The organism is Leucobacter sp. UCD-THU (assembly GCF_000349545.1).
GTDB lineage: Bacteria > Actinomycetota > Actinomycetes > Actinomycetales > Microbacteriaceae > Leucobacter > Leucobacter muris.
This window is the reverse complement of the sequence record NZ_KB714605.1, coordinates 286,260-311,587: the sequence shown is the minus strand read 5'-3', so window position 1 is coordinate 311,587 and position 25,328 is coordinate 286,260. Positions and strand designations below refer to the sequence as shown.

Below are 25,328 nucleotides of genomic sequence, written 5' to 3'. Positions count from 1 at the left end.
ACGCCGGCGGAGATACCGCCCGCCCAGACCCCGATGGCGACGCCGCGCTGTTTCGCGTCGGCGAAGATCACGAAGATCAGTCCGATCGTTGCGGGCACCATCATCGCTGCGGCCAGTCCGAGGACGGCGCGCCAGACGATCATCAGCTCGGGGATCGTCGTCAGGGCGGCCGCGACGGAGACCGCGGCGAACAGGATCGCACCGATGACCATCAGCAGCCGCTTGCCGATCCGGTCGCCGAGTACGCCCATCGCGACGAGGAAGCCGGCCATGACGAAGCCGTAGATGTCGAGGATCCACAGCAGTTGCGTGCTCGTCGGGTTCAGGTCCGCAGCGAGGTTCGGGGCGGCCAGGAACAGGATGGTCAGCATCATGAACAGCAGAGTCGAGGGAATCACCAGGATCGCCAGACCCCACCACTGCTTTGCCCCTGCCCTGGGGGCAGGTGTGCTCGTATCGCTCATGTTGCGCCCCCTGTGATCGTGCGTGTCGTGTTCATCGCCGTGTCTCCTCTCCTTCGTCCCGCCGCCGGATCGGGCGACGACACCGTAACTCGGTCATCGGTGTACAGGTTGCAACAGCTACACTATCTCATACATTCCAGTACGACTTGAGAGGTGGAGCATGCCGACGAAGAAGGCCCAGCCTGCCGGCGGCGCTCGGCGCGGCCCGGCGACAGCGACCCGCGCGGCCAACCAGCGCGCCGACGCGCAGCGCAACCGGGCGAAGATTCTGGCCGCGACAGTGACCGCGATCCGCAAAAGCCCCGACGCTTCCGTCGCAGACATCGCTGCCGAGGCTGGAGTGGGCCGGGTGACGCTCTACGGGCACTTCCAGACTCGCGCCGAGCTCATCGAGGCAGCACTGGTGGACAGTCTGGAACGTGCCGAGGACGTGCTGAGTCAGATACCCCTTGATGGCGACCCGCGTGCGGCCTTCCAGCGCTTGGTTGCATCCAGCTGGATGTTCGTCGACCAGTCTCGCGCCCTGCTCGCTACAGCGCAGAAGGAACTCTCCGCCGCCCGCATTCGCGAACTGCACGAGAAGGCCGAGGCGCGCATGCGCGGGCTGCTGCTGCGCGGACAGCGCGAAGGCGCCTTCCGCGCCGACCTGCCGGTGTCCTGGCTGCTGACTACCACGCACGTCGTTCTCAACGGCGCGGCCGAGGAGGTGCGCACGGGCCGGATCGACCCCGATGATGCGCCATGGTTCATCGACGCGATCCTGCTGCCCGCGTTCGCGCCCACCGCGACCACTCAGGGCGACGGATGAGCGCCGCGAGGGTCGGGATCATCGGCGCCGGGGCCGCTGGAACCAGCGCCGCCAGACTCCTGCACACCCAAGCCCCGGAGATCGAAGTTGAGCTCTTCGCCCGCACTGGCGAGAAGCCCGCCAATCGCACCCTGGTCACCAAAGGCGTCATGTCGGGGCTGCTTGAACCCGACCAAGCGACGCTCCCAGACACCGGTGCGTCACTTGTTTCGGACACCGTGCGCGGCCTCGATCCCCGCACGCGCGAGCTACGTCTCGACTCCGGCGCCACCCGTATGTTCGACGCGCTCATCATCGCCAGCGGCAGCAGACCTCGCCTGCTCGACGAGGACATCCTCGGCCGTGACGAAGCTCTCCACTCGGGGCGCCTGACCACCCTGCACTCGATGGCCGACGGTGCTCGCGTCCGCGACCGACTCGCGAGCAGACCCGCATCCCGTGTCCTGCTCCTCGGCGGCGGTATCCTCGCCTCCGAGGCCGCGTCTTTGCTCACCGACGCCGGCCACGACGTGGCCCTGATCGCGCGTTCGCTCGTCCCCGGCGCGAACGCGATCGGTGCGCACGCCGCCAGGCGCGTCCTCGATCTGCACCACCCCCAGCACGCCGCCTACCTCGGGGTCAATCCGCGCGCGATCCGCACCCACCCCGACCGCATCTCCATCACGCTCGACCGTAGCGGCACCAAGGTCGACGGCGACCTGGCGATCGTCGCCCACGGCACCCTGCCCGCAGCCCCGGCTCCCTGGACCGGACCTGACGGCATCCCGGTCGATAGCCGGCTGCGCTCGATGCACGCGCCGCGCCAACGGATCTACGCCGCGGGCGGCGTCGCCGTGCACCACTATCCCGGCCACAGCTCGTACCGGATCGATCACTGGGACGACTCGGTCGCCCAGGGAGCCCATGCGGCCAAGACTCTGTTGCACGACCTCGGCCTGGACGACGATCCCGGCATCTACCTGCCGTCTTCGCCGTTCTCCGCACGCGTCCACGGACACACCCTGGTCGGAGCGGGGTATCCCGCTTTGGGGTCCAGTACGCAAATCGTCTCCGCCGACCCCTTGCTCACGGCGCACTACCTCGGAGATACCCTCATCGCTCTCACAGGGATTGACGCCACCGGCCTCGTCCGCGACTGGATACCTCGGCTGCACCGGCGAGCACCGACTCGCCCCTGATCGACAAGCCGGATCGCGGGCGCCTCGGCAAGCACGACGCGCCGGTGGCGGGCGGAAGCATTCGTTCCGCCCGCCACCTGCGCGCTTATGCGGTGCGCACACAGGCGCACTGGGACGCCGCGAGGGTGCCTTCGGCGGCTTCGGTCTCCTCACGGAGCACCAGGTCACCGACCGCGCCTTCTCCGGTGGCATCGGCGGCCTCGATAGTCTCGGTTTCCTTCTCGCGGGGCCAGAGCATCTGCGCTGTGACGGCACCGCCGATGGCGAGAGCGGCAAGGATCGACCAGGCGAGAGTGAAGCCGGACGCTGTGCCTACCCATCCCGCGATCGGGTAGGTGACGAGCCAGGCCAAGTGAGACAGTGAGAATTGTGCCGCGAAGGCCGCCGGGAGCTCGCGCTTCGCGACCGAACCTCGGATGACGCGTCCGGTGGGCGTGACGATCAAGGCCATGCCGCCGCCGATGACCACCCAGATCGGTGCCGTGATCATCCAGGAAGCCGCCTGGATGGCGGTCATCGCGACGGCCGCCAGCACGCCAGCAAGCAGAACTGCGGCACCGGTCATCATCACGACCCGCTCGGCGATCCGATCGAGCACGCGTGGCAGGAACAAAGCGACCAGCAGTGTGCCGCCGCCGGAGGCTGCAAGCATCCAGGCGACGTCGGCCTGCGTGCCGCCCAGTTGATCTCGGACATAGTTGACCGTATTGACCACCACGATCGATCCGGCTGCGGCGACCACCACGTTCAGGGCCATGACGCCGCGCAGACGAGGAGTCGCGAAGAAGACCTTCACGCCCGAGGTGACCCGGTTCCACGCATCCGCGTGCCCGCTTGGTGCCGCATTGGGGATGCGAGTCGAGAGCACCAGGACGGCGGAGAGCACGAAACCTACCGACGTGCCGACGAACAACCAGTTGAACGTCATGAACGTCAGAGCGACCGCCGCGAGCACCGGGCTGAGCAGGCTCTCCATCGTGTAGGCCACCTGCGACGCGGACAGCGCCCGCGTGTAGTCGGACTCCTCGACCACGATATCGGGGATGACCGCCTGGAACGTCGGCGTGAACGCAGCAGAAGCCGCCTGCAGTACCCCGATGAGAACGTAGATCTGCCAGATCTCCGTGACGAACGGCAGAGCGAGCACCACGGCCGCGCGCGCCACGTCGAGCAGGGTCAGGAACATCCGCCTCGGGAGCCGGTCGGCATAGGCCGCAGCCAACGGCGCGATCAAGACGTACATGACCATCTTGATCGTCAGCGCCGTCGCAAGCACCGCCCCCGCGCTCGGACCGGCGAGCTCGTAAGCGAGCAGACCGAGGGCGACGGTCGCCAACCCCGTCCCGAACAGGGCGATGATCTGCGCACTGAACAGGTGACGGAAGTCGCGGATCGCGAACAAACGCATAGGGCTCTCCTGACCTTCGTGGAAACTCTCCACCATCAACCTAATACCCCCTAGGGGTATTCCCGTCAGTCTGGGCACGGCCGAGTGGGAAGCTGCTCGGCCGGACGCGGAGCCAGTCGACCTCGGCCGCGCCGATCGCTCCCGCCGTCGGCAGATGCACATCGGGGGCCGGTAAACTGCGGTGTATGGCGGTGACGGCGGCAGCGCAACCCGGGAGGGGTCTTCAGGGCTTCCTCCGGCGTGTGATGCTCGGAGGGTTGCTGGTGGCAGCGATCGTCCTCGGGCTGCTGGCCATGCATACGCTGAACCTGCACGGCACCCCGGCCGCCCACGCGCCCGCCACAATCTCGGTCGCCGCCAGCGACGCCGTGGGCGCCCATCACAGCGCGGCGGGCGCCCATGAGTCCGGTGGCACGGCCAGTGACCTCGGTGGTACGTGTGCGGACTGCGGGGGTAGTGACCATCTGGGCATGGCGATGGCATGTGTGCTCGCACTGCTGCTCGTCCTTCTCATCCTGGCGCCGCCTCAACTTCTGCCGGGATGGATGCACACCGCGCCCCGGCCGCTCCTCGTGGCGCGGTTCATCGACCAGCTCCGATCTCGGGCGCCGTCGCTGCACGTTCTCTGCATCAGTCGCACGTGATGGATCGGTGAACCAGGCGCACATCAGCGTCGACGGTTCCCCTCTCCCATTCACGCGGTGCCCTCTCGGGGTGCCGCGCCACTGAAGCGACTGTTGATATTGGAGAACACTCATGAAGTTTCGTACCGCGGCGACCGCCGCACTCGCCCTCACTGCTGCCCTGGTCCTGGCCGGCTGCTCGGCCGGAAGCGACAACGAGGGCTCGATGCCGGGCATGGACCACGGCTCGTCCGAACTGACAGCCGACGCCAACGACGCGGACGTGATGTTCGCCTCGATGATGATCGTGCACCACGAACAGGCCATCGAGATGAGCGACATCGTCCTCGCCAAGGAGGATGTCAACCCCGAGGTGATCGAACTGGCCGAAGCGATCAAGGCCGCCCAGGGGCCCGAGATCGAACAGCTCCAGGGGTGGCTGGACGACTGGGGCGTCGACTCCGAGGAGCAGCAGATGGACGGCATGGACCACGGCGACGGCATGATGACCGAGGACGACCTGGCCGCCCTCGAATCGGCCGACGGACCCGAAGCATCGCGCCTGTTCCTGGAACAGATGATCGCCCATCACGAGGGAGCGGTCGAGATGGCCCAGACGCAAGTCGATGACGGCAGCAACCCCGACGCCATCGAGCTCGCGCAGACCATCATCGACGCGCAGACCACCGAGATCCAGCAGATGCAGGACCTCCTGGCCACCCTCTGATCGACCATCAGGGTCGGTGCCGCGGCGAGAGCGCCCGGCACCGACCCTTCCGACACTCTTGAAGGATCGCACCATGCCCCACCCCGCCGCGCCTCACCGGCGAAAACTGATCGCCGCCGCCGCCGCGACGCTCGCCGCCGCCCTCGTCCTCACCGGATGCGCCACTGCACCCTCGCACGAACCCGCGTCGCCCTCGACCAACAGTCAGGCCGTCGACACCGGCTTCCTGGCGGACCACGACCTTGACGGCCTGGACGCCGCACAGGTCATCGAACGGCTCGACACGATGCCCGTCGCCGACCGACCCACTGATCTGATCGCATCCGTGCAGCCGGATGCGCTCGTGCTCACCGACGACCAGAAGCGCGAGACACGTCTGCCGATGCCCGAAGACGAGGTGTACATCTCGGTCGCCCCCTACCGGGAACAGACCCACGACTGCTACTTCCACAGCCTCACCACCTGCCTCGGCGAACTCGCCGACACAGCAGTCCAGGTCACCCTCACCGGCGAAGACGGAGACGTGCTCCTCGACGAGGTTCGGCAAACCTACGACAACGGGTTCGTTGGCATCTGGGTGCCCCGCGGCATCAAGGCAACGCTCACGATCGAACATGAGGGTCGGACGGGCACCGTGACCATTTCAACGATGAACGAGGATGATGCGACCTGCATCACCACGCTGCAGCTGACCTGACAGCTCGACGGCCCGAATGTCCGGAGACACCCAGTCCTTCGTAATGTTTCAGAAGGTGAACGTCCCCCACGGAGCCGTAGTTAGAGGCTAGAGCGCAGTGGGCATTCTCGGAGCTGCACCGACAGTAGAACGCTGCCAACGTCGCTGCGATGTGGTCCCTACGCGGTGGTCCCTCTCATAGAGACTGACACCCACCACTGAGTGCTGCGTCGCTGCCCGTTCCGGCTCTGCCGTTATGACAACTCGATCGAGACCGCTGTTCCCAGACCGCTGCTTCTCCACACGGTTGGCACTAAGAGTGCGAGCCGCGCGCTGCGCGCGCACCTGACCCCCGAGATCGCCCGTCCCGTGACGGTCTCGGGGAGGGGCCGTCATGGTGATGACGATCCGGGTCATGTCGTCCGGCAAGGGCCACGAGTACCTGCTGAAATCGGTCGTCGTCGGTGACGGCGACCGGGAGATGAGCAGCCCGCTGACCCAGTACTACACCGACTCCGGCTGCCCTCCCGGCACCTGGGTCGGCACTGGCCTGATGAGCCTCAACGACGGCCGCTCGCCGACGTTGGCCGAAGGTGACACGGTGACCGAGGAACACCTGGCCCGACTGCTGGGCGAGGGCGTCCACCCGATCACCGGCGAGAAGCTCGGCAAGAAGTTCCCCGCGCTGCAACCTCCGCGCGAGCGGATTGCAGCCCGCCTTGCACGCCTCGATCCCGGCTCGCGCGGGGAGGCACGGGAAGAGACTGTGCAGCGCATCCGTGAGGAAGAGCTTGCGAAGAAACCCCGTACTGCCGTTGCAGGGTTCGATCTCACGTTCTCGCCGCCCAAGTCGGTCAGCGCGATCTGGGNGCCCGCCTTGCACGCCTCGATCCCGGCTCGCGCGGGGAGGCACGGGAAGAGACTGTGCAGCGCATCCGTGAGGAAGAGCTTGCGAAGAAACCCCGTACTGCCGTTGCAGGGTTCGATCTCACGTTCTCGCCGCCCAAGTCGGTCAGCGCGATCTGGGGTGTCGCCGATGCGGGTACGCAAGCGCTGATCGCGCGGGCACATCACGCAGCGATGCGCGACACGATCGCGTTGCTGGAGGATCGCGTCGCCGCAACCCGCGTCGGTGCGGGAGGTATTGCGCAGATGCCGATCGTAGGCGTGATCGCCACAGCGTTCGACCACTACGACAGCAGGGCAGCAGACCCGCAGCTGCACACGCACGTTGTGGTCTCGAACAAGGTGCAGGGCGAGGACGGGCGTTGGAGGTCGCTGGACTCGCGCCGCCTGCACAAGGCGACGGTCGCGCTCTCGGCGTCGTACAACGCCTTTATCACCGACCACACCGCGCGGCTGCTCGGCGTGACCTGGACGGCGGTCGACCGAGGCAAGGACCGCAACACCGGCTGGGAGATCGAGGGCGTACCGGCGGCGCTGATCGCTGAGTTCTCCCGCCGCACTACCGGGGGTAGCGACGGCGCGGAGGGTATCGAGCAGGTCAAGAACCGGCTGATCGAGCAGTACGTGGCCGAGCATGGGCAGCAACCCTCTGCCGCGACGATTGCGATTCTTCGGCAGCAGGCGACCTTGGAGACCCGGCCCGAGAAGGTACTGCACTCGCTGGCCGAACTGACCGCCGACTGGCGGGCGCGTGCCGAGGTCGTGCTCGGCGAGGACGCAACCACCTGGGCGCAGCACCTGCTCGACCGGGGTGCGACCGAAGCCCGGCTGCGTGCAGACGATCTGGGGCTGGAGCAGATCGAGGATCTCGCCACCGTGGTGCTGATGGAGGTAGCGAACCGGCGCGCAACCTGGGGGCGATGGAACCTGCACGCCGAGACCATGCGGCAGATCATGGGCGTCCGGTTCGCAACCATCGACGACCGTATCCGCGTGCTCGACCAGATCGTCGCGCACGCCGAGGCCGAATCGCTCCGGCTCACCCCGGACTACGACCGCGCCATACCTGCTCATTACATCGAGGGCGAGGGCAACAGGTTCCAGCCTGTCGATCAGATCGCGTACTCCAGCCAAGACATTCTCGACGCCGAGCAGCGCCTACTCGCGCATAGCCAGCAGACCGGCGGGCCAGCACTGACGGCACGGCTCGTCGCGCGCCACACTTCCCGCAAGATCAGGGGCGTCCGGCTCGACCCCGACCAGGCCGTCGCTATCACCCGCATCGCCCGTTCCGGGCTGACTCTCGATCTGCTGGTCGGCCCCGCAGGTTCGGGCAAGACCACCGCTCTGCGTGCCCTGCACCGGGCGTGGACGGCGGCGCATGGCCGCGACTCGGTGATCGGCCTCGCGCCGTCGGCGGTTGCCGCCGAAGTGCTCGGCGACTCGCTCGGCGTGCGGGCGGAGAACACCGCGAAGTTCCTCTACGAACACCATCATGGACGCTGGAACCTCGAAGCCGGGCAGCTCATTCTCGTGGACGAGTCCTCCCTCGCCGGAACTCTCGCGCTCGATCGCATCACCGAGCACGCCGCTGAGGTCGGAGCCAAGGTCGTCCTGATCGGGGATTGGGCGCAACTCTCGGCGGTGGAGACGGGCGGGGCGTTCGGGATGCTCGTGCGCGACCGCGATCAGGTGCCCGAACTCACCGATGTGCGCCGCTTCGCTAACGAGTGGGAGAAGTCCGCCAGCCTAGGACTGCGGCACGGAAGCACTGACGCGCTCGACGGGTACCAGGAGCGCGGCAGACTGATCGACGGCGACGCAGAGACGATGCTCGATGCGATCTACGAGGTATGGCGCACCGACCGCGACGAGGGCCTGCGCACGTTGATGATCGCGGGCACCGGAGAGATGGTCGCCCAGCTCAACGCGCGCGCCCGCGCCGATCTGATCGAAGCCGGGCGCGTCGAGGCAGACGGGCTGCGTCTGCACGACGGCACCACCGCAGGCGTCGGTGATCTCGTCGTCACCCGGCTCAACGACCGCCGCCTCACCACCGGCAGGACATGGGTCAAGAACGGCGACCGCTGGCAAGTCACGCACCGCTACGACGACGGCTCGTTGGCCGTGCGCCGGTTGGGGCGCGGCGACAAGCCCCACGGTAAGGCTCTCGTGCTGCCGGCGAAGTACGTGCGCGAGGAACTCGAACTCGGCTATGCCTCCACTGTCCACCGCGCCCAAGGAGCCAGCGTGGACACCGCGCACGCTCTCGTCGACCCCGAAGCTTCGTCACGGGAGTTGTTCTACGTGGCGATGACACGCGGCAAGCACCGCAACCACGCCTACGTGATCGTGCCCGACCCGCACGAGGTTGAGCGGCATCTCGACCAACCCGAGCCGCTGACCCTGATCGACCGGCTCGCCAAGGTACTCGCCCGAACCGACGCCGACCTCTCGGCTACCGAAACCCTCACGCTCGAGGTAGACCGTCACGCCTCCCTGTCCACGCTACTGGCCGAGTACGACGTACTCGCCCGCGAAGCACAGACCGACCGCTGGGCCGCACTACTCGACATCGCGCCGTTCCCCGAGAACGTGGCCGACGACCTGTTCACCAGCCCCTACTACGAGCAGTTGGAGAGCGCACTCGCACGTCACGAGGCAGCCGGCCATCTCGCACCGGCGGCACTCACCGCTCTCGCACCGAGGCTCACGCCCGGCGACGAACAAGCCGACCCCGCCGCGCAGCTGGCCGACATGCTCGACCAAGCCACCCAGAAACTCCGGCCAGGTAAACGAGGCAGGGCACGAGTCGCCGGACTCATCCCGACACCTGCCGAGCCAATCGCAGACGACATGCGGACCGCGCTCACAGAGCGGCAGACGCTCATCGAGACCGCCGCGCGCCGACTCCTGCACGATGCCCAGGAAGCGAGAGCCGCTTGGGTGGCGCGGCTCGGGCAGCCGAGTCCACGACCCGAGGAGCGAGAGCGGTGGGAGGCGCACGCCGCCACGGTTGCGCTGTACCGTGACCGCTACGAGATCACCGGCCCGGCACCGCTTGGCGACCCGCATGTCGTCCGAAGCCCTGACCAAGCGGCCGAGTACCGAGTCGGACAGCTCGCATTGCGGCAGATCAAGATGATTGTTCGACACGATGATGAGAGAGCAAACCAGTCGACCGTCCGCACCACACCACGACGTGGACTCTGACCATCGGCCTCACCAGGCGCGCAACGACACGCCACGCGGAGAATCACTCGGCGACGACGTTGTGGCAGGCGGAACGGGGCGGGGCACCACGGAACCGACAACGCGGGAGGGTGCCGGACGATACCCTATGTAGCATGGGTACCGCGTACGACTTCCTCAGCTCTCATCTGAAGACGATGGCTGCGCCGTACCTGTTTATCGGCTCGGGGATTTCAAGACGGTACGCTGACCTGCCCGATTGGGAAGGTCTCCTCAGGCACTTTGCTGCATTTACTAGCCACCCGTATGAATACTACCGTGGCCTCGCTTCAGGCGATCTTCCCAAGACCGCCTCACTGCTAGCCAACGAGTTTTACTCTGTGTGGTGGTCTGATAAGCGATTCTCAGATTCGAGAGACAGATATGGCACTGAGGTTACTGATCCCTCATCAGCCTTAAAGATCGAAGTAGCAAGGTATTTCGAAGAAGCGATTGAAGGATTCAAGCCGACGGCCGAGTATGCTTCCGAGTTCGCGCTCCTGCAGAGTGCGAATGTCGAGGGAGTGATAACGACGAATTTCGACAGGCTGATGTCCGTTGTTTACCCTGACTACACCGTCTTCACTGGCCAAGATGAGTTGCTGTTTGCCGACCCACAAGGTATCGCAGAGATCTACATGATTCACGGATCGTCGCAACAGCCGCGCTCACTCGTTCTGACGGGGGAGGACTACGACGACTTCCAAGAGCGAGATGCGTACCTCGCCGCCAAGCTGATGACCTTTTTCGTCGAGCACCCGATCGTTTTCCTTGGTTACAGCCTGAGTGACAACAACGTACTGGAGATACTTCGTTCGCTGGTGAAGGCGATGCGCGGCACCAACGCGAGCAAGCTTAAGGAGCGCCTTCTTTTCGTCAACTGGGACTCGGAAGCTTCCCCAGAGGTTCGTTCTCGAACCGTGCAGATCGAAGGTGGCCAAATCGAGGCCTTTGAGATCGTCGTCCCTGACTTCATCGACGTCTTTCGAGCGCTAGGAATCAAGGAGAGGGCTCTTCCGGCTCGTGTTCTACGTCAGCTCAAGAATCAGATTTACGAACTGGTAAAAAGCAACGATCCTGACGGTCGACTCGTGCAGGTTTCCGACATTGAGTCGGCCTCGGATCAACTTGACGTGGTGTTCGGTGTTGGCGCCAAGATGACAGTCAAAGGGATCATTGGCCTATCTCGCTGGGACCTCGTTGATGATGTGCTCGGTTCGCCAGACCGCGGGCTTCCTAGTGACCAGGTGATCACTGAGGCGTTCGGGAGTTCCTTCGCCAGCAACTGGTACGTGCCTTACTGGAAGCATCTCCGGCAAGGTGGATTCCTCGATGAGGCGGGGGACTTGTTGCCGCAGGTTGAGGTCCCATCCAAAATTCATTCCTATATCTCCCGAGAGACCAAGAACCTTGGAAAACGCTCTCTCCCGCCCGGTGTGACCTTTCAAGACGTGCTCGACCGTCAAGGAGAGGACTGGATTCTTGGCCACCCTTGGTCGTTGCTCGACGAGACCCGCGACGGTGAGGGCTTGCGAGAGTACCTGAACAACAACCGAAGCTATCGTCAGCAGTCCTACTACCTCACGCAGTACGCCAAGTTGGCCGTGACCCTCGACTGGCTGATGTACGGACCCCCGAACGAGGCCAAATCATGAGCGTGGTGGAAAGCCAGGCGGCAGCAGCCTCGGCACTGCTTTCGGCACCCGTCCTCCGCTCTGCGATGCGAGACGGCCCCGCGTCGAAGTTGGCGAATCGCACCATTTCCAGTCTTGTCGAGAGTGGTCTAGCCCTTGGCGCATCTACTGTTCGAACCCTGATCTGGCGTTGTGACCGATGGCTCTCGCGCCATTACCGTAACGATCTTGTCTACCGTAGAGCCGTTCTCGGTCAGATGATTCCTTGGAGCGACGGCATTCTCCTGCCGGAGTTCAGGGTCGGTCGATCCATCGTCGACTTCTTGGCCGTCACAGACTCGTTGCACGCCGTCGAGATCAAGAGCGACCTCGACAACACTTCCCGGCTCGATAGTCAACTACACGATTACAGCAAAATCGCACCCTTGGTGTCTGTTATGGCATCAAAGCGCGTAGTGGAACGAGTGCTCGCAATCCCGGAGTTCCAGACTATTGGTCTTCATTGGCTTGATGTGAACGGTCGCGTGGAGACTGTCCGCGATGCGAAGTTTAGAAGTGATCTTCTTGAGTCAGAGGTCTTGATGCGGTCACTTCGTCGTGCAGAGTATCTCAGAGTTCTGTCTGCTCTTGGTTCTACTGTTCCCGACCTCCCGAACACGCGGGTTTTCTCATATGCACTAGCAGCCTCCCGAAATTTGGACCCGCTTGTTTTCCACAACGCGGTCGCCGAGCAGCTGAGAGAGCGAAAGCCACGGGCTGGCCGGTCACTGATCGCTCGATTGCCCGAGCCGGTGCGGCCCGCCGTCTTAAAGCTCGATCCGACGAGACAGCAGATATCCAGTCTTCAAGATTGGATGAACCAGGAGGTTGCAAATGTATATGCCTAGGCTTAGGGCACGGCAGCATGAGGTCTTTGCTGTTCGAAACTGCGCCTCAAGTTTTGCTGCATCTTCGCGTGTCGTACCGATTCTTGAGCCGGTGGCCTCGCCAAACGATCTCTTCACCCGCAGGCTGGGAGCGATAGCCGACGAGGGGGCCAGTTGTGACCTCGTCCTTAACCCTTCGGTCGGTGATCTACGTTCGAAGGGTAGCTGGAGAGCACTTGGCGACTACTACCTTGAGAACGATCTTCTCAAGCACCACGGACTTGCCGTCCTCTCCAATGCCGACGCTGATCACGCGGCGATGTCGCGTTGGATCAGTGAAGCCAGGGGCGCTGGTCACCAGTTCACGCTCGATATCGTTCATGAGCTGGATCTCTCCGTGACTCTGCAAGGGGCGACGTATCACGGAGTTCGATGGAACATTGCCGAGGATCGGACGGTCCCGGCGTCATATGGTCTGCCACTCGGAGGCCTTCCGGTGGTCTGGGCGAACGACCCGTTTCCTTCTTTGCCGCGCAATCGAGAGTATGTCGGACGTGAAGAGGGGATCTTCAGCACTCGCGTTGCCGGCTACAAGAGCGCAGGCTACCTCGGCGTCAGCGACTTCCTCACCCTTGGAAGGGGATATCAACCAGGCGGCGGTCCAGCCTATGCGGTAGTTATCCACTTCACTTATGAATCAGGTAATGTCGTCCGCCTGAAGCACTTCTGCTCTGACAGCAACGAGACTCAGGATGACCCGGCTGGGAAGTTCTTCGAGGCCCTTGAGAAGCTCATCGACTTCGTTGACGAAAGGTCGCTCCCAACAAACCTAGGAATCGACGGGTTCCGCGATCTGTATCAGCGTCAGCACTTTCCCGGGCTTGGCAAGGCCAAGGAGTTGTCGATCATGAATCACATGTTGGTTATGCAGGACGCGATTATCTAGATTTCGTGTCGAGACGACACAGTCGGAGTTGCGTCTAGTGTTTTGCTAGACCGTCTTCCGGTGTACCTCGAATCGTCTGTCGATGGACGGAACGCTAACACCATTTGCTCGGGAGTGCGCGTGCAGATGAACCCGTCAGGGTGGCCGAGTTGGCTTCCCTTCTGGAGGTGCACGCGAAGAGGACACAGAGATGCCAGCGGACGACTGGGCTCGGGGGATCCCAGCCCTCTCAACTAGAAATGAGACATCACTTCAGTCGTCAGACTGTGATTCGCTTACTCGCTTAACGATGCCCTTGGCGACCGGCTTCAGAGGTCTCCAGTCAATGCCGCTGCCTCGCCAATAGCGGTCATATTCCGCCTCGATCTCAGACTTCAGCTCGTCCAATTGAGCGTAACTCGCTTGCTCAGACTTGGACAGACCTGGACCCTTCATCTGTTCTCTGTACGCATCAAGCTTCTCCTGAATTCGGCGCAAGGCTATACCAGCAGCGCTGCTGAAACCCCTTATGTGGCCGTCATCATGATGATCGCTCAGTACCTGTCGAGCAGACTCTTGTGCAGCATCTCGCAGGAACTCACCTGCCTTTTGAAAGTGACCGCTCACCGCACTCCTTCCTCGATTCTGCTAGCCCGCAGCGGCTGCCAGAATAGGTCAATTTGCCTTCGTCGCGCCGATTCCGCTGGCGAACGCCGTCGAGATTCAAAACGGAGTCTCGGCGTTCGTTGACCACGGACTGCTTGGCGTTGGTGGCAACGCGCCTTCTGGCAGCGGTAGGTTTGCGACGACGTAGAGGTTCAAGATGTCGTCGCGATCCATGAACATGATCTGGCTGCGCTTGTGGGCGTCGAGAGCGTTGCCGAGCCAGTTGCGGGCCGCTTTGGTGATCTCACCACCCGCGACGATGAAGGCGTGATCGACCAGGACGCGACGGTTGGTCTCGGGGTCAAAGATCTCGTGTGCCAGCATCATGAGCGCCTGGTTGTGGATCTCAGCCATGTTGGCGTTACCTGTCTTGGTTACCCCCGAAGCGTCGAGCTTGCCCTTTTTCGCCTGGATGCCGAAGTAGAGAATGTGCTGCGTCGGCAAGGTGTAGCGCATCCAAATGTCCTTGCCGTACTCCAGGGCCTTGTCCTTGTGCCCGGCGGCGGTGATGCGGTGGTAGCCAAGTTGCCTGAACATCGGGAGTAGCACCTCCTCGATGAGGTCATCCTCGCTGCACTGGTCGAGGTACGCCGTCAGGAGCTGCCGCCGCTCCAGCTCAGCCTTGCTGAAGGGGCGGTGGGGGTTGGCGGCAAGGATGGTCACGGTCTGGGTGCCGACATGACGGAGGTAGCAGTGGTTGTCCTCGCCATAGAACGCCTCGAAACCTTCGCGGCCAAGTACCTCATTGAGTTGCGCGAGCGCCCGAGGACGGTCGGACCCTTCGTTGAGCCGATCGGCCGGGCTCATCAGCTGGTCGATGAGGCGGCAGAAGATCTCTGGCGGGCGGTTGGGTCCGTCGTGCGGTTCGGCCAGCATCTGTTCCAACACATCTGCCACCCAGCGGTGGCGAGTTGAACCGTCATGCTGGTACTCCGTCTCCAGCTCTTGGAAGAACTCGGTGATGTACATGCTGGACCGGTAGGGGAAGTACTTGGCTTCGTCCTCATTTTCAGCGTCGTCGCGGCCCGTGTTGCCCACGATGAGGTCAGCAAGGGCTTCGAGGTTGCGGCGCTTGAACTTCACGGTGCCATTATCGCAAGTGAAGCCGACAAGCTTCCGGACTCAGCAACGCTCGTGTGCGCAACTCGTGGACGGGTAACTTCGGGTGTGCAGCACGAGGGGACGTTAGAGCAAGTCTCTCGTGTGCGTCCAGACGGTCATCCGATGTACGTCGAACCGCCGACAGATCGAGACCACGCTCTCGCCGTTCGCGCGTGCAGTTCGAATAGCGTCCACTTGCCTCTCGGTCAGGGGTGTTCTAGCTCGTCTCCTAGGGTTCGAGACGACTCCCGGCTCGTCGTCAGTGGCACCGTCTGGCTCGTGAACGATACGGAGTTTCGCCTGATTCCACGCGGAACTCAGCCGCTCGAACCGCTGCCAGGTGTTCGGTTTAAGTCCACCCGCGTCCACCACACGAGAGGCGGGTCCGATCGGTGAGAAGTCACCGATCGGGCCCGTTTTTTCGTTGCTGGGGTTCTCGCCCGGGGCTGATCTGGCTTCTCCGATGAGAGGGTCATGTGCGGCAGAGGTGGGGCGAGCCCCTGCCCGGCCTACCCGACGCAGCGGCCGGAGGGCACCGCCGCGGGCTCGGCCGATGCGTCGAGCGTCGCGAGCACCGGCAGCAGTTCGGCGAGGGTCATCGCGTAGCCGACGCCCGGCCGCACGGCGTCTCGCGCGAACACCACTCCGGCGACGGCGCCCGCCTCGGTGAGCAGCGGGCCGCCCGAGTTGCCGGGCTGCACCACGGCGTCGAGCGTGTGCACGGAGCGCTGCGCCCCGCCCGACCCGTAGATGTCGGGCACGGTCGTGCTGCCCGTCGCGAGCACCCCCGCCGCCACCGTGCGGAACGGCCCGCCGTGCGGGTAGCCCTGCACCGCGCCGACGCCGCCCGGCGCGAGCGCGTCGTCGAGCGGCAGCGGCGCGGCGTCGACGTCGGCAGCGACGATCGCGAGGTCGTCGACCGGGTCGAAGTAGACGACGCGGCCGTCGCGGGCTGGCTGCCCCGGCAGTTCGACGAGGGGCGTGTCGATGCCGGCGACGACGTGGGCGTTCGTGACGATGCGATCCTCGGCCACCACGAAGCCGCTGCCCGTCGGCATCGTGCCGCAGCCGTGCGCGATGCCCGAGATGCGCGCCACCGAGGCTCCCGCCGCGGCGAGCGCCGGATCGTCGGTGTCGACGCGCGAGAGGTCGGGAGAGGCGAGCACGAGGTTCTCGTCGATGAGGCCGTCGATGGCGGGCAGCACCGTGTCGCCGAGCAGCGCCGAGTGCAGCCTGGCCATCGCCTCCACGAGCGGCTCGGGGGTCACCCGGTCGAGGTAGCGCAGCATCGACGACGAGGCGACCGTCGACGACACTCCGGGGATGCCGGACGCGGCCACGGCCGACCCGATCAGCGAGACCGAGGTGACGGCCGCGATGAGACCGAGCGCGCCGCCGAGCAGTCGCTCCAGGGGGCGCAGGCGGATCCGATCCGCCCCGCTCCTGATGAGGGCCCCGACGGCGGCGCCGATGCCGCCGCCGAGCGCGAGCAGCCCCGCCGCGGCCGCGATCACGGCCGCGCTGCGCCAGCCCGTCTCGGGCAGTTCGCGCGCGATGAGCGGCAGCACCCAGGGCGTCGCCGCAGCACCCGCGAGCAGCCCGCAGGCGGCCCCGAGCGCCGAGAACAGCCCGGCCCGGAACCCCGCCGTGAGCCCGATGACGAGCAGCAGCAGGATGATGACGTCTGCGACTCCGGGCATCGGCCCCTCTCAGAGGATCGGGCGCCCGGCCGGGCGCTGTTCGCGCCGAGCCTACAACACCCGGGTGAGGGCGCGGCGCGGGTGCGGCTCCTTTTCGAAATGATTTTGACGCGCTCCGCNGCCCGATGACGAGCAGCAGCAGGATGATGACGTCTGCGACTCCGGGCATCGGCCCCTCTCAGAGGATCGGGCGCCCGGCCGGGCGCTGTTCGCGCCGAGCCTACAACACCCGGGTGAGGGCGCGGCGCGGGTGCGGCTCCGTCGTCGCGCGCGCCGATCAGCGCGCGCCGTCGCCCATCCGGAGGCCCGGTATCACTGAGAGCGCGAGCACGGCCGTGGCGAGGCAGAACACGGCGGGGAACCCGGATCCGGCGAGCGGAAAGGTGAGGAACGCCAGGCCCGCCACCGCGATGGTGAGGGCCGAGCCCGTCGAATCCGAGATCGACAGCGCGGACGAGTTGAAGCCCTCGTTCGCGCTCGTCGAGTACGCCAGGGTGAGCACCGTCAGCCTCGGATAGATCAGGCCCATGCCGCCGCCGGCGACGCCCCACGCGACGACGACGAGCGAGGGCAGCCGATCGGCGAGCGACACCGCGAGCAGCGCGAGCACTCCCGCGAGCAGCAGCGAGGCGCCGATCACGACGATCCGCCGACTGCCGAGCCGGTCGCCGTACCGGCCCTGCGCGAAGGAGGCGAGCGACCACGCCAGCGCCGCGGCGGTGAGGGCGAGGCCGGCGATCATCGGGCTGAAGGCGAAGCGGTCCATGAGGAGCTTCGGCACGTACGTCTCGGCGGCGAGGAAGCCGCCGGCCACGAGCCCCCGCATGAGAATTGCGCTCGGCAGGCCGGCGCGTGCGCGCAGGGTGCCCGTCGGCATCAGCGGCGTGATCGCGAAGCCGACGACGGCGACGCACCCCAGCGCGATCGGCCAGCCGACCGCCGGGGGCGCCTCGGCGGCGAAGCCCGCCCCGACCGCGGAGACCGCGACGACCGTGGCCAGCAGCAGCCGCACTCCGATCGTGCCGCCGCCCGGCGGCTCGGAGATCCCGCTCGAACCCGGGGGCTCCGCTCCCTCCGCCGGGTCCAGCGACGCGCTCCGCAACTGAGCCATGACGATGAGGAACGCCGCCGCCGTGAGCACCGCGACGCCGAGGAACGCCCACCGCCAGTGCAGATACTGCGCCACGGCGCCCGCGAGGAACGGACCGACCATCGACGGCAGCACCCAGGCCGCCGCGAACGCCGCGAAGATCCTGCCGTGCAGCTCGCGCGGGTACACCCGCGCGATCACGACGTAGAGAGACACCGTCTGGCCGCCCACCCCCAGACCCTGGATCAGGCGCCCGACGATGAACGTGTACATCTCGGGGGCGGCACCCGAGACGATCAGCCCCGCGGTGAACAGCGTCACTGCCGCGCACAGCGGCGCCCGGGGGTCGCTGCGATCGCTCCATGCGCCGGCGGCGACCATGCCGATCACTCCGGTGGCCAGCGTGCCGGATAAGGCGACGGCGAAGAGGGCCTGCCCGTTCAGGTCGACGCTGACGACGGGCATCACCGTGGTGACCGCCAGCGCTTCGAGGGCCGCCAGGAAGATGAGCGCGACCGAACCGAGCGTGATGCCGAGCCGCGCTCGATCCCAGATCGTCTCAGGCGCTGCGGAGGTCATCTCCGATCCGCTCGATCGCGAACGTGCATCGGACCATTCTCCCACGCGGGAGGCCGTCGCGCAGGCTACAGCGCCGCAGGGCTCGCGGTGCGCGGGTCTCGGGCGGGATCGTACGAATTCGCCGCACCGTACCCGCTCGCTGTACCGTTCGCGCTCGCCGCCTCCGACGGATCTGCGGCGCTCGCCGCTTCCGCGCGCAGCCACGGCAGGCTGATCGGGATGGTGTCGAACGCCGAGGGGTCCTCGGGCTGCGCTCCGCGAGCCGGGTCGAGCCAGGGCAGGCTGATCGCGAGCGCGTCCGTCACGCTCGGCGTCCAGCCGCCCGAGTGGGGCAGGGGCCGCGGAGGCGGCAGGATCTCCGCGGCCTCGTCCGACACCGCCGGGAGGGCGGTGCCGAGCTTCGCCAACCGGCTCCGCAGCGCGCACGCCAGCCCGTGGAAGCCGATGACACCCCACACCAGGTTCGACGCGACGGCCGGCCACGCCCCGTAGACGAGTGCGCCGCCCGCGGCGAGCAGGCCGCCGACGGCGTTGAGCGTCGCGTAGCGGATCGCGTCGGGCGATACCCAGCCGCGCCAGATCATCAGGTACGCCGAGAAGGTGCCGGCGGTGCCGAGCCACCCCAGGGCGGCTCCGACGAGGTCTTCCAACGGTGCTCCTCGAGCGGTCGAAGCGGGTACGGGCGGCGCCTCGGGGCGCGTGTCCCGCGGGTCTCCGAGGGGGCGCGCCGACGCCGAATGCAACTATTCTGCGGACGCCGGTCGGTTCAGCACAATCGAATTATTGAGAATCGGGAGTTTAGAATGAGTGAATATGAGGATCAACGTCGCGCGGCTGCCGTACTTCCTGCAGATCTCGCGCAGCGGCGGGGTGCTCGCGGCGGCCGAGGCGCTGAAGCTGACGCCGTCCGCGGTGTCCCAGCAGCTGGCGCGGCTCGAGGCCGAGGTGGGGGTGCCGCTCGTGGAGCGCAGCCCGCGCGGCATCGTGCCGACGGCGGCGGGACGCGAGCTGATCGAGCTCGCCGAGAACGTGGAGCGCGAGGTCAACGAGGCGGCCAGGCGGGTGGGCGCCGCGAGCGAGCTGCCGAGCGGTCGGGTGCGCTTCGGCGCGTTCCAGAGCTTCATCGGCGGCCTCCTCGCTCCCGCGCTGCCCCAGTGGCGCGGCGAGCTGTCGGGCGTCGACCTGCTGCTGGTCGAGGGCGAGCAGGCGGAGCTGCTGCGGGGGCTTCGCGCCGCCGAGCTGGATCTCGTGGCGGTGGAGTTCGACGAGTCGGTCGCGCCGACGCCGCCCGGCCCGGGCGTGCGCGAGGTCGCTCTGCTCGACGATCCGTGGGTGCTGGTCGCCCCGGCGGGCACGCAGGCGGCGATGGGGGTCGTGGAGCTCGAGAACCTGCGGCTGCCGTGGCTCGAGGTCGATCTCGGCGCGGGCGCGTCGCACGCGGTGCGCCGGGTGCGGCGGTCCCTGCCGCACTCGAGCACGGCGCCGCACCGCTACGGCAACCATCAGACGGCGCTCGCGCTCGTGGCCGCGGGCGAGGGGGTGACGCTGCTGCCGCAGCTCGCGCTGCGCGAGCAGGCGCTGCCTGGCGTCGAGGTGCACGAGCTGCCGGGCCTCGGGGTGCGGCGCATCTCGCTGCGCTTCCGCTCGGGGCGGAAGCCGAACCCCGCCGTCGCGGCGGCCGTCGACTTCCTGCGGGCCGTCGTCGCGGGCGAGCCGGCGCCGGAGCCGGCGCCCTAGCCCGACCCCGCGCACGCCGAGTCCCGATCCGCCGCCTCGCCCGGGGGGGAAGCGGCGGATCGGGACTCGGTCCGCACAGCGGGGCGGCTACGACTTGATGTAGCCGTTCGGGTTGAGCACGTACTTCTTCGCCGCGCCCTGGTCGAACTCGGCGTAGCCGCGCGGGGCGTCCTCCAGCGAGATCGGCGTCGCGTTGACCGCCTTCGCGATCTGCACCTTGTCGTGCAGGATCGCCTGCATGAGCTGGCGGTTGTACTTCATCACGGGGCACTGGCCCGTGGTGAACGACAGCGACTTCGCCCAGCCGAGGCCGAGGCGGATCGACAGCGAGCCCACCTTGGCCGCCTCGTCGACGCCGCCCGGGTCGCCGGTGACGTAGAGGCCCGGGATGCCCAGGGCGCCGCCCGCCTCGGTGATGTCCATCAGCGAGTTGAGCACCGTCGCGGGCGCCTCGTGGCTCGCGTCCGAGCCGTGGCCGCGGGCCTCGAAGCCGACGGCGTCGACGCCGCACTCCACCTCGGGCACCCCGAGGATCTGCTCGATCTGGTCGCGGGGGTCGCCCTTCGACACGTCGACGGTCTCGCACCCGATCGAGCGCGCCTGTGCGAGGCGGTCCTCGTTGAGGTCGCCGACGATGACCACTCCCGCGCCCAGCAGCTGCGCGCCGACCGCGGCGGCGATGCCGACCGGTCCGGCGCCCGCCACGTAGACGGTGGAGCCCGGTTTCACTCCCGCCGAGTAGGCTCCGTGGAATCCGGTGGGGAAGATGTCGGAGAGCATCGTGAGGTCGAGGATCTTCTCGAGCGCCTGGTCGCGGTCGGGGAACTTCAGCAGGTTCCAGTCGGCGTAGGGCACGAGCACGTACTCGGCCTGCCCGCCGACCCAGCCGCCCATGTCGACGTAGCCGTAGGCGCTGCCCGGCCGGTCCGGGTTGACGTTCAGGCAGATGCCGGTCTTACCCTCCTTGCAGTTGCGGCAGCGGCCGCAGGCGATGTTGAACGGAACGGAGACGAGGTCGCCGACCTTGATGAACTCGACGTCGGGGCCGACCTCGACGACCTCGCCCGTGATCTCGTGGCCGAGCACGAGCCCCTCGGGCGCGGTGGTGCGACCGCGCACCATGTGCTGGTCGGAGCCGCAGATGTTCGTGGCGACGGTGCGCAGGATCGCTCCGTGCGGCACCTTGCGCCCGACGTTCGCGGGGTTGACGCCCGGACCGTCCTTCAGCTCGAACTCCGGATATTCGGTGTCGATGACCTCGACGACTCCTGGGCCCTTGTACGCAACAGCTTTGTTTCCAGACATCAGCGTCCTTTCTGTAGGAGGTCGACGGTGACCTGCCCCCAGCCTCTCCCCGCTCGGTGCTCCTCTCAACTGCCCGTGAGGATGAGGGGAGCCATACCTTCGGGTAGGTCTTCGGGCTATGCTCGGGTCATGGGTAACGGTGCCTCCTCCGAGCCCTTGCTGCAGGGGCTCTCGAACGTGCTCGCCTCGCCGCTGGGGTTGATGATCCCCGCCCTCTCCGAGCTGATCTCTCCGCTCGTGCCGCACTCGGCGCTCGTGATGCTCGCGGCCGATGTGGGCGGCGGCCGGGTGCAGGGCACCGGCGATCCGGCGTTCGTGCGCGGCGTGCGCGGCCTCGAGCTCGACCGGCTGCGCAAGCGCCTCGAGGCCTCCGACGGGATTCGCAGCGGGGTGCTGGCGATCGACGGTGCAGCGCACCCGACGCTGGAGCTGCTCTCGCGCAACGGCGCGCTGCTGGTGATCGCCGAGCCGGGCTCGGGAGCCGGAGCGCAGGCGGGCACCCTGCTCGCCCTGTGGGACATCGTGGCGCTGCACGTGCAGGAGCGCGCCGACGAGGCGAAGCCCGACTACCTGCAGCACGCCCGCGCGATCGCGGGCACCCGGCTGAAGGCGCTGACCGAGCTCGAGGACGAGTACGCCGCAGCGGTGGAGTCGGTGCTCGTGGCGCTGCGCTCGAAGCGGCTGAGCGACGCGCAGGCGCGCGACGAGGCCGTGGGCCGCGCCGTCGACGCGCTCACGAGGCTGTCGGGCGCGGTCGATCAGGTGCGCACGCTCACGGAGGAGTCGGTGACGATCTCCTTCGACCGTCTGAAGGAGGACCTGCGGCCGGTCTCGCGCTACTCCCCGGTGCAGCTGCAGTTCGTGGATCCGCCGGTCGACGGCCGACCGCTGCCGGGCGAGGTGTCGCTCGGCGCCCGCGCCGTGGTCTATCGCGCGGTGCTCACCCTCGTCGAGGGCGAGGAGGTCGGGCACATCCGCATCCACTGGGACTGCGACGGCACGAACCTGCTCATCCGGATGCAGGACGACGGGCCCGGATCATCCGCCGCGGCGAAGACGCTGCTGGGGCGGATCCGGGAGCGGATCTGGTCGCTGAACGGCACGGTCGGGGTCGACACCACCCCCGGCTGGGGCACGAGGATCGACGTGGTGCTGCCGCTCGACCCGCCACGCACCCATCCGGCCTCGTCCGCGATGGCCGGCATGCGCCCGCGGGAGGTGCAGGTGGCGGCGCTCATGGTGGCGGGGCATCGCAACCGGGCCATCGCCGATGAGCTGCGGATCAGCGAGAACACCGTCAAGTTCCACGTCTCGCGCATCCTGCGTCAGCTTGGCGCCGATTCGAGGGCCGAGGCCATCGCGGTGCTCACGGCCGGCCAGCGCGGGTAGCGCGCCGACCGCGGCTCAGCGCTCGCGCCAGCTCTCGGCGAGCGCGGTGATCGCCGCCGCGCGCTCGGAGAGCGCCGTCGCGGCGTCTTCGCCCTCCGCCGCCGCACGTCCCACGGCGATGCCGAGCAGGAGGGTGCTGAGCGGGGCGGCCGGGCGCGCGACCTCGTGGGCGACGTCGCGGGCGACGTTCAGCACGGTGGCGATGTCGACGGCGCCGGGATCGAGGTCGAGCTTCGCGGCGGCCGCCGCGAGCCAGGCGTCGAGCGCTTCGGGGGGCAGGTGGCGGGACTCGCTCATGATCGCTCCTTCTCGGGGGTGCGCCCCGAGCGCCGGGCGCGTTCGAGGTCTTCGGGGGTGTCGAGGTCGGCGGTGACCTCGGCGGTGGCGGGGCACCGGATCAGCTCCGCGCGCGAGAAGGCGAGCCGCAGCGGGAGGTCTGCGAGCTCGCCGCCCGCGGCGTCGAGGCCGTCGCGCAGTGCGGACCTCCGGTAGACGCCGGCCAGCCACTGCGATCGCCCGCCCGGATCCTCGAGCAGCACGCCGTCGCGCAGTCGGTCGTCATCCCGGGCCCGGGCGAGCGCCGAGGCGAGCGCGTCGCAGACCGCCCCCGGGTGTTCGAGGTCGCACGCCAGCAGCAGCACCCACTCCGCGCGATCACCGGCCTCGGCCGAGCCGCTCTCGAGCGCGGCGAGGCCGGCGGCGAGCGCCGCGAGGGGGCCCGAGAACGGGGGATCCTCGCGCACCGAGACGGCGTCTGCGTCGGTCGCGCCGCGGGGGCCGACGACGACGATCCGCTCGACTCCGATGCGCCGCGCGGCCCCGACCGCGCGGTCGATCAGCCGTTCGTCGCGCAGCCTGATCGAGGCCTTGTCGGCGCCGCCCAGACGTCGGCCCCGGCCGCCGGCGAGCACGATCGCGTCGAGCCGGAGGCTGCTCATGCCAGCCCCACCAGGAGCAGTTCGACCGGTTCTCCCGCGGCGACGTCGCCGCGGTCCTCGCCCGCCACCGCGTAGGCCTGTACGGCGCCGTGCCCGCCGACCGCGTGCGAGACCCCGCGCGGGTTCACCGCGGGGCGGCAGACCAGGCGCCGGCGCCCGCCGCGGATGCCCGACCCGTCGCCCGCTCCGTCGGCGTCCGCGTCGTCGATCGTGACGGGCATGAGCTGCAGGCGGCCCCTCGCGCCGCGCCAGCCGACGCCCGCGACCGCGGGCACGAGCGGGCGCATCGGATCGTCGCGCCCCTGGCAGGCGAGCAGGGCCGGGCGCACGAACAGCTCGAAGCTCGTCGCCGCGCTCACGGGGTTGCCGGGCAGCGCGAACAGCCAGGCGCCCGAGGCGAGGCGGCCCGCGCACTGCGGCTGACCGGGGCGCACCGCGACCCGTGCGGCGCGCACCTCCGGCTCCGCCTGCACGGCGAGGCGCACGACGTCGTGGCTGCCGGGCCCGACCCCGCCCGTGGTGATGATCGCGTCGCAGCCGCGCCCGAGTTCGTCGAGCTGCGCGCGCACGGCCGCGACGTCGTCGGTGCAGCGCCGCACCGCCGAGGGCTCGATGCCGCTCTCGCGCAGCAGCCCGGCGATGAGCAGCGAGTTCGACTCGACGATCTGGCCCCGGGCGAGCGGAGCGCCCGGGGGGCGCAACTCGGCCCCCGTCACGAGCACCGCGACCCGCGGCAGCTCGCTGGCGCGCACCTCGGCGACGCCCGCGGCCGCGAGCGCCGAGACTCGAGCGGCGGTCAGCGGGTCGCCGCTGCGGGCGAGGAGCGATCCGGCGCGAACGTCCTCGCCGCGGCGGCGGATGTTCGCGCCCGGTGCCACGGGCGCCTCGATCCGCACCGCGCCGCGACCCCAGGGGTCGGCGCCGGGATCCTCGCGCCCCGGTGCCGCGGTGAGCTCGACCGGCACGACGGCGTCGGCCGCCGAGGGGACCGGGGCCCCCGTCATGATGCGCACGGCGGCGCCGGGGGCGATGGCCGGGTCGGCGGAGCCGCCCGCGAGCACCTCGCCCGAGACGACCAGCTCGACGGGGCGCTCGGCCGTCGCGTGCGCGGTGTCGGCGGCGCGCAACGCGTAGCCGTCCATCGCCGAGCTGTGCCAGAGTGGCAGATCGTGGGCGGAGCGCACCTGCTCGGCGAGCGTGCGGCCGTGGGCGAGCTCGAGGGGGAGCGGCGCCGCGTCGAGGCGCCCGATGCGGTCGAGGATCCAGCCCCGCCACTCCGCAGCCGACATGCGCATGGGGCGATCCTACCCGCCGCCCGCCGGCCCTCCCCGTCCGCCGGCCGATGCCTCGGACGTCGCCCAACCCTCGGACGTCGCC

22 protein-coding genes and 1 pseudogene are annotated in these 25,328 nt (G+C 67.8%); 12 read left to right on the top strand and 11 right to left on the bottom strand.

Annotated features, from left to right (window positions below):
• Positions 1–464, bottom strand: a 464-nt coding sequence (locus H490_RS0116505) for an MFS transporter (protein WP_152424355.1), incomplete at its 3' end; no start/stop codon positions are given.
• Between the two features lie 160 nt (positions 465–624).
• Here H490_RS0116505 and H490_RS30865 point away from each other — a divergent pair.
• On the top strand, positions 625–1,272 hold the full coding sequence (locus H490_RS30865; RefSeq protein WP_017885407.1) for a TetR/AcrR family transcriptional regulator: 648 nt from the start codon (positions 625–627) through the stop codon (positions 1,270–1,272).
• On the top strand, positions 1,269–2,450 hold the full coding sequence (locus H490_RS30860; RefSeq protein ID WP_017885406.1) for an FAD-dependent oxidoreductase: 1,182 nt from the start codon (positions 1,269–1,271) through the stop codon (positions 2,448–2,450). Before H490_RS30865 ends, H490_RS30860 begins: the two co-directional genes overlap by 4 nt.
• An 85-nt stretch (positions 2,451–2,535) precedes the next feature.
• Here H490_RS30860 and H490_RS30855 read toward each other — a convergent pair whose 3' ends face one another.
• Positions 2,536–3,858 (bottom strand): MFS transporter, encoded by a 1,323-nt coding sequence (locus H490_RS30855; RefSeq protein WP_017885405.1) that lies wholly within the window; start codon positions 3,856–3,858, stop codon positions 2,536–2,538.
• A 185-nt stretch (positions 3,859–4,043) separates the two neighbouring features.
• Here H490_RS30855 and H490_RS30850 point away from each other — a divergent pair, with 185 nt between their 5' ends.
• The 8 genes and pseudogenes from H490_RS30850 (at position 4,044) to H490_RS32205 (ending at position 13,467) form a co-directional block, all read left to right on the top strand.
• The gene (locus H490_RS30850) at positions 4,044–4,502 is read left to right on the top strand and encodes a DUF6153 family protein (RefSeq protein WP_017885404.1); all 459 of its coding nucleotides are present in this window, start codon (positions 4,044–4,046) and stop codon (positions 4,500–4,502) included.
• Between the two features lie 112 nt (positions 4,503–4,614).
• Positions 4,615–5,208 carry a DUF305 domain-containing protein gene (locus H490_RS30845; RefSeq protein WP_017885403.1) on the top strand — a complete coding sequence of 198 codons (594 nt, stop codon included), beginning with the start codon at positions 4,615–4,617 and terminating at the stop codon, positions 5,206–5,208.
• Positions 5,209–5,281: 73 nt separating this feature from the next.
• On the top strand, positions 5,282–5,905 hold the full coding sequence (locus H490_RS30840; RefSeq protein ID WP_017885402.1) for a CueP family metal-binding protein: 624 nt from the start codon (positions 5,282–5,284) through the stop codon (positions 5,903–5,905).
• 373 nt (positions 5,906–6,278) lie between these two features.
• Positions 6,279–6,701, top strand: a pseudogene (locus tag H490_RS32785) (relaxase domain-containing protein); the annotation flags it as partial.
• Between the two features lie 107 nt (positions 6,702–6,808).
• Entirely contained in the window at positions 6,809–10,003 is a 3,195-nt protein-coding gene (gene mobF / locus H490_RS0116495; protein ID WP_238560358.1) for a MobF family relaxase, read from the top strand.
• Between the two features lie 134 nt (positions 10,004–10,137).
• Positions 10,138–11,676: an SIR2 family protein gene (locus H490_RS30835; protein ID WP_081611704.1), complete on the top strand. Its 1,539-nt coding sequence runs from the start codon at positions 10,138–10,140 to the stop codon at positions 11,674–11,676.
• The gene (locus tag H490_RS32210; protein ID WP_152424354.1) at positions 11,673–12,542 is read left to right on the top strand and encodes a sce7726 family protein; all 870 of its coding nucleotides are present in this window, start codon (positions 11,673–11,675) and stop codon (positions 12,540–12,542) included. Before H490_RS30835 ends, H490_RS32210 begins: the two co-directional genes overlap by 4 nt.
• On the top strand, positions 12,529–13,467 hold the full coding sequence (locus tag H490_RS32205) for a sce7725 family protein (RefSeq protein ID WP_152424353.1): 939 nt from the start codon (positions 12,529–12,531) through the stop codon (positions 13,465–13,467). Before H490_RS32210 ends, H490_RS32205 begins: the two co-directional genes overlap by 14 nt.
• A 252-nt stretch (positions 13,468–13,719) precedes the next feature.
• Here H490_RS32205 and H490_RS32200 read toward each other — a convergent pair whose 3' ends face one another.
• From H490_RS32200 to H490_RS31285, 5 genes are all read right to left on the bottom strand, one after another.
• Positions 13,720–14,073 carry a hypothetical protein gene (locus tag H490_RS32200; RefSeq protein WP_152424352.1) on the bottom strand — a complete coding sequence of 118 codons (354 nt, stop codon included), beginning with the start codon at positions 14,071–14,073 and terminating at the stop codon, positions 13,720–13,722.
• 96 nt (positions 14,074–14,169) lie between these two features.
• Positions 14,170–15,195: a hypothetical protein gene (locus tag H490_RS30825; protein WP_017885399.1), complete on the bottom strand. Its 1,026-nt coding sequence runs from the start codon at positions 15,193–15,195 to the stop codon at positions 14,170–14,172.
• A 527-nt stretch (positions 15,196–15,722) separates the two neighbouring features.
• Positions 15,723–16,913, bottom strand: a complete 1,191-nt coding sequence (locus tag H490_RS30820) for a MarP family serine protease (protein WP_017885398.1) — start codon at positions 16,911–16,913, stop codon at positions 15,723–15,725.
• Positions 16,914–17,190: 277 nt separating this feature from the next.
• Positions 17,191–18,582 (bottom strand): MFS transporter, encoded by a 1,392-nt coding sequence (locus tag H490_RS30815; protein ID WP_017885397.1) that lies wholly within the window; start codon positions 18,580–18,582, stop codon positions 17,191–17,193.
• 65 nt (positions 18,583–18,647) lie between these two features.
• Entirely contained in the window at positions 18,648–19,232 is a 585-nt protein-coding gene (locus H490_RS31285) for a hypothetical protein (protein ID WP_017885396.1), read from the bottom strand.
• A gap of 163 nt (positions 19,233–19,395) precedes the next feature.
• On the opposite strand from H490_RS31285, the gene H490_RS30810 reads away from it, so the two are divergent.
• A complete protein-coding gene (locus tag H490_RS30810) occupies positions 19,396–20,319 on the top strand; it encodes a LysR family transcriptional regulator (protein WP_017885395.1) in 924 nt (307 codons plus the stop codon).
• An 87-nt stretch (positions 20,320–20,406) separates the two neighbouring features.
• Here H490_RS30810 and fdhA read toward each other — a convergent pair whose 3' ends face one another.
• Positions 20,407–21,624 (bottom strand): formaldehyde dehydrogenase, glutathione-independent, encoded by a 1,218-nt coding sequence (gene fdhA, locus H490_RS30805; RefSeq protein WP_017885394.1) that lies wholly within the window; start codon positions 21,622–21,624, stop codon positions 20,407–20,409.
• Positions 21,625–21,753: 129 nt separating this feature from the next.
• Here fdhA and H490_RS30800 point away from each other — a divergent pair, with 129 nt between their 5' ends.
• Complete coding sequence (locus H490_RS30800) at positions 21,754–23,013, top strand: LuxR C-terminal-related transcriptional regulator (RefSeq protein ID WP_031290401.1); 1,260 nt, start codon at positions 21,754–21,756, stop codon at positions 23,011–23,013.
• A 15-nt stretch (positions 23,014–23,028) separates the two neighbouring features.
• Here H490_RS30800 and H490_RS30795 read toward each other — a convergent pair whose 3' ends face one another.
• The 3 genes from H490_RS30795 to glp are packed head-to-tail and all read right to left on the bottom strand — an operon-like array spanning position 23,029 to position 25,246.
• A complete protein-coding gene (locus tag H490_RS30795; protein WP_017885392.1) occupies positions 23,029–23,310 on the bottom strand; it encodes a DUF6457 domain-containing protein in 282 nt (93 codons plus the stop codon).
• Complete coding sequence (gene mobA / locus H490_RS30790; protein WP_017885391.1) at positions 23,307–23,951, bottom strand: molybdenum cofactor guanylyltransferase; 645 nt, start codon at positions 23,949–23,951, stop codon at positions 23,307–23,309. The genes H490_RS30795 and mobA overlap by 4 nt, the downstream gene beginning before the upstream one ends.
• Positions 23,948–25,246, bottom strand: a complete 1,299-nt coding sequence (gene glp / locus H490_RS30785; protein ID WP_017885390.1) for a gephyrin-like molybdotransferase Glp — start codon at positions 25,244–25,246, stop codon at positions 23,948–23,950. Before glp ends, mobA begins: the two co-directional genes overlap by 4 nt.
• Positions 25,247–25,328 lie beyond the last annotated feature (82 nt).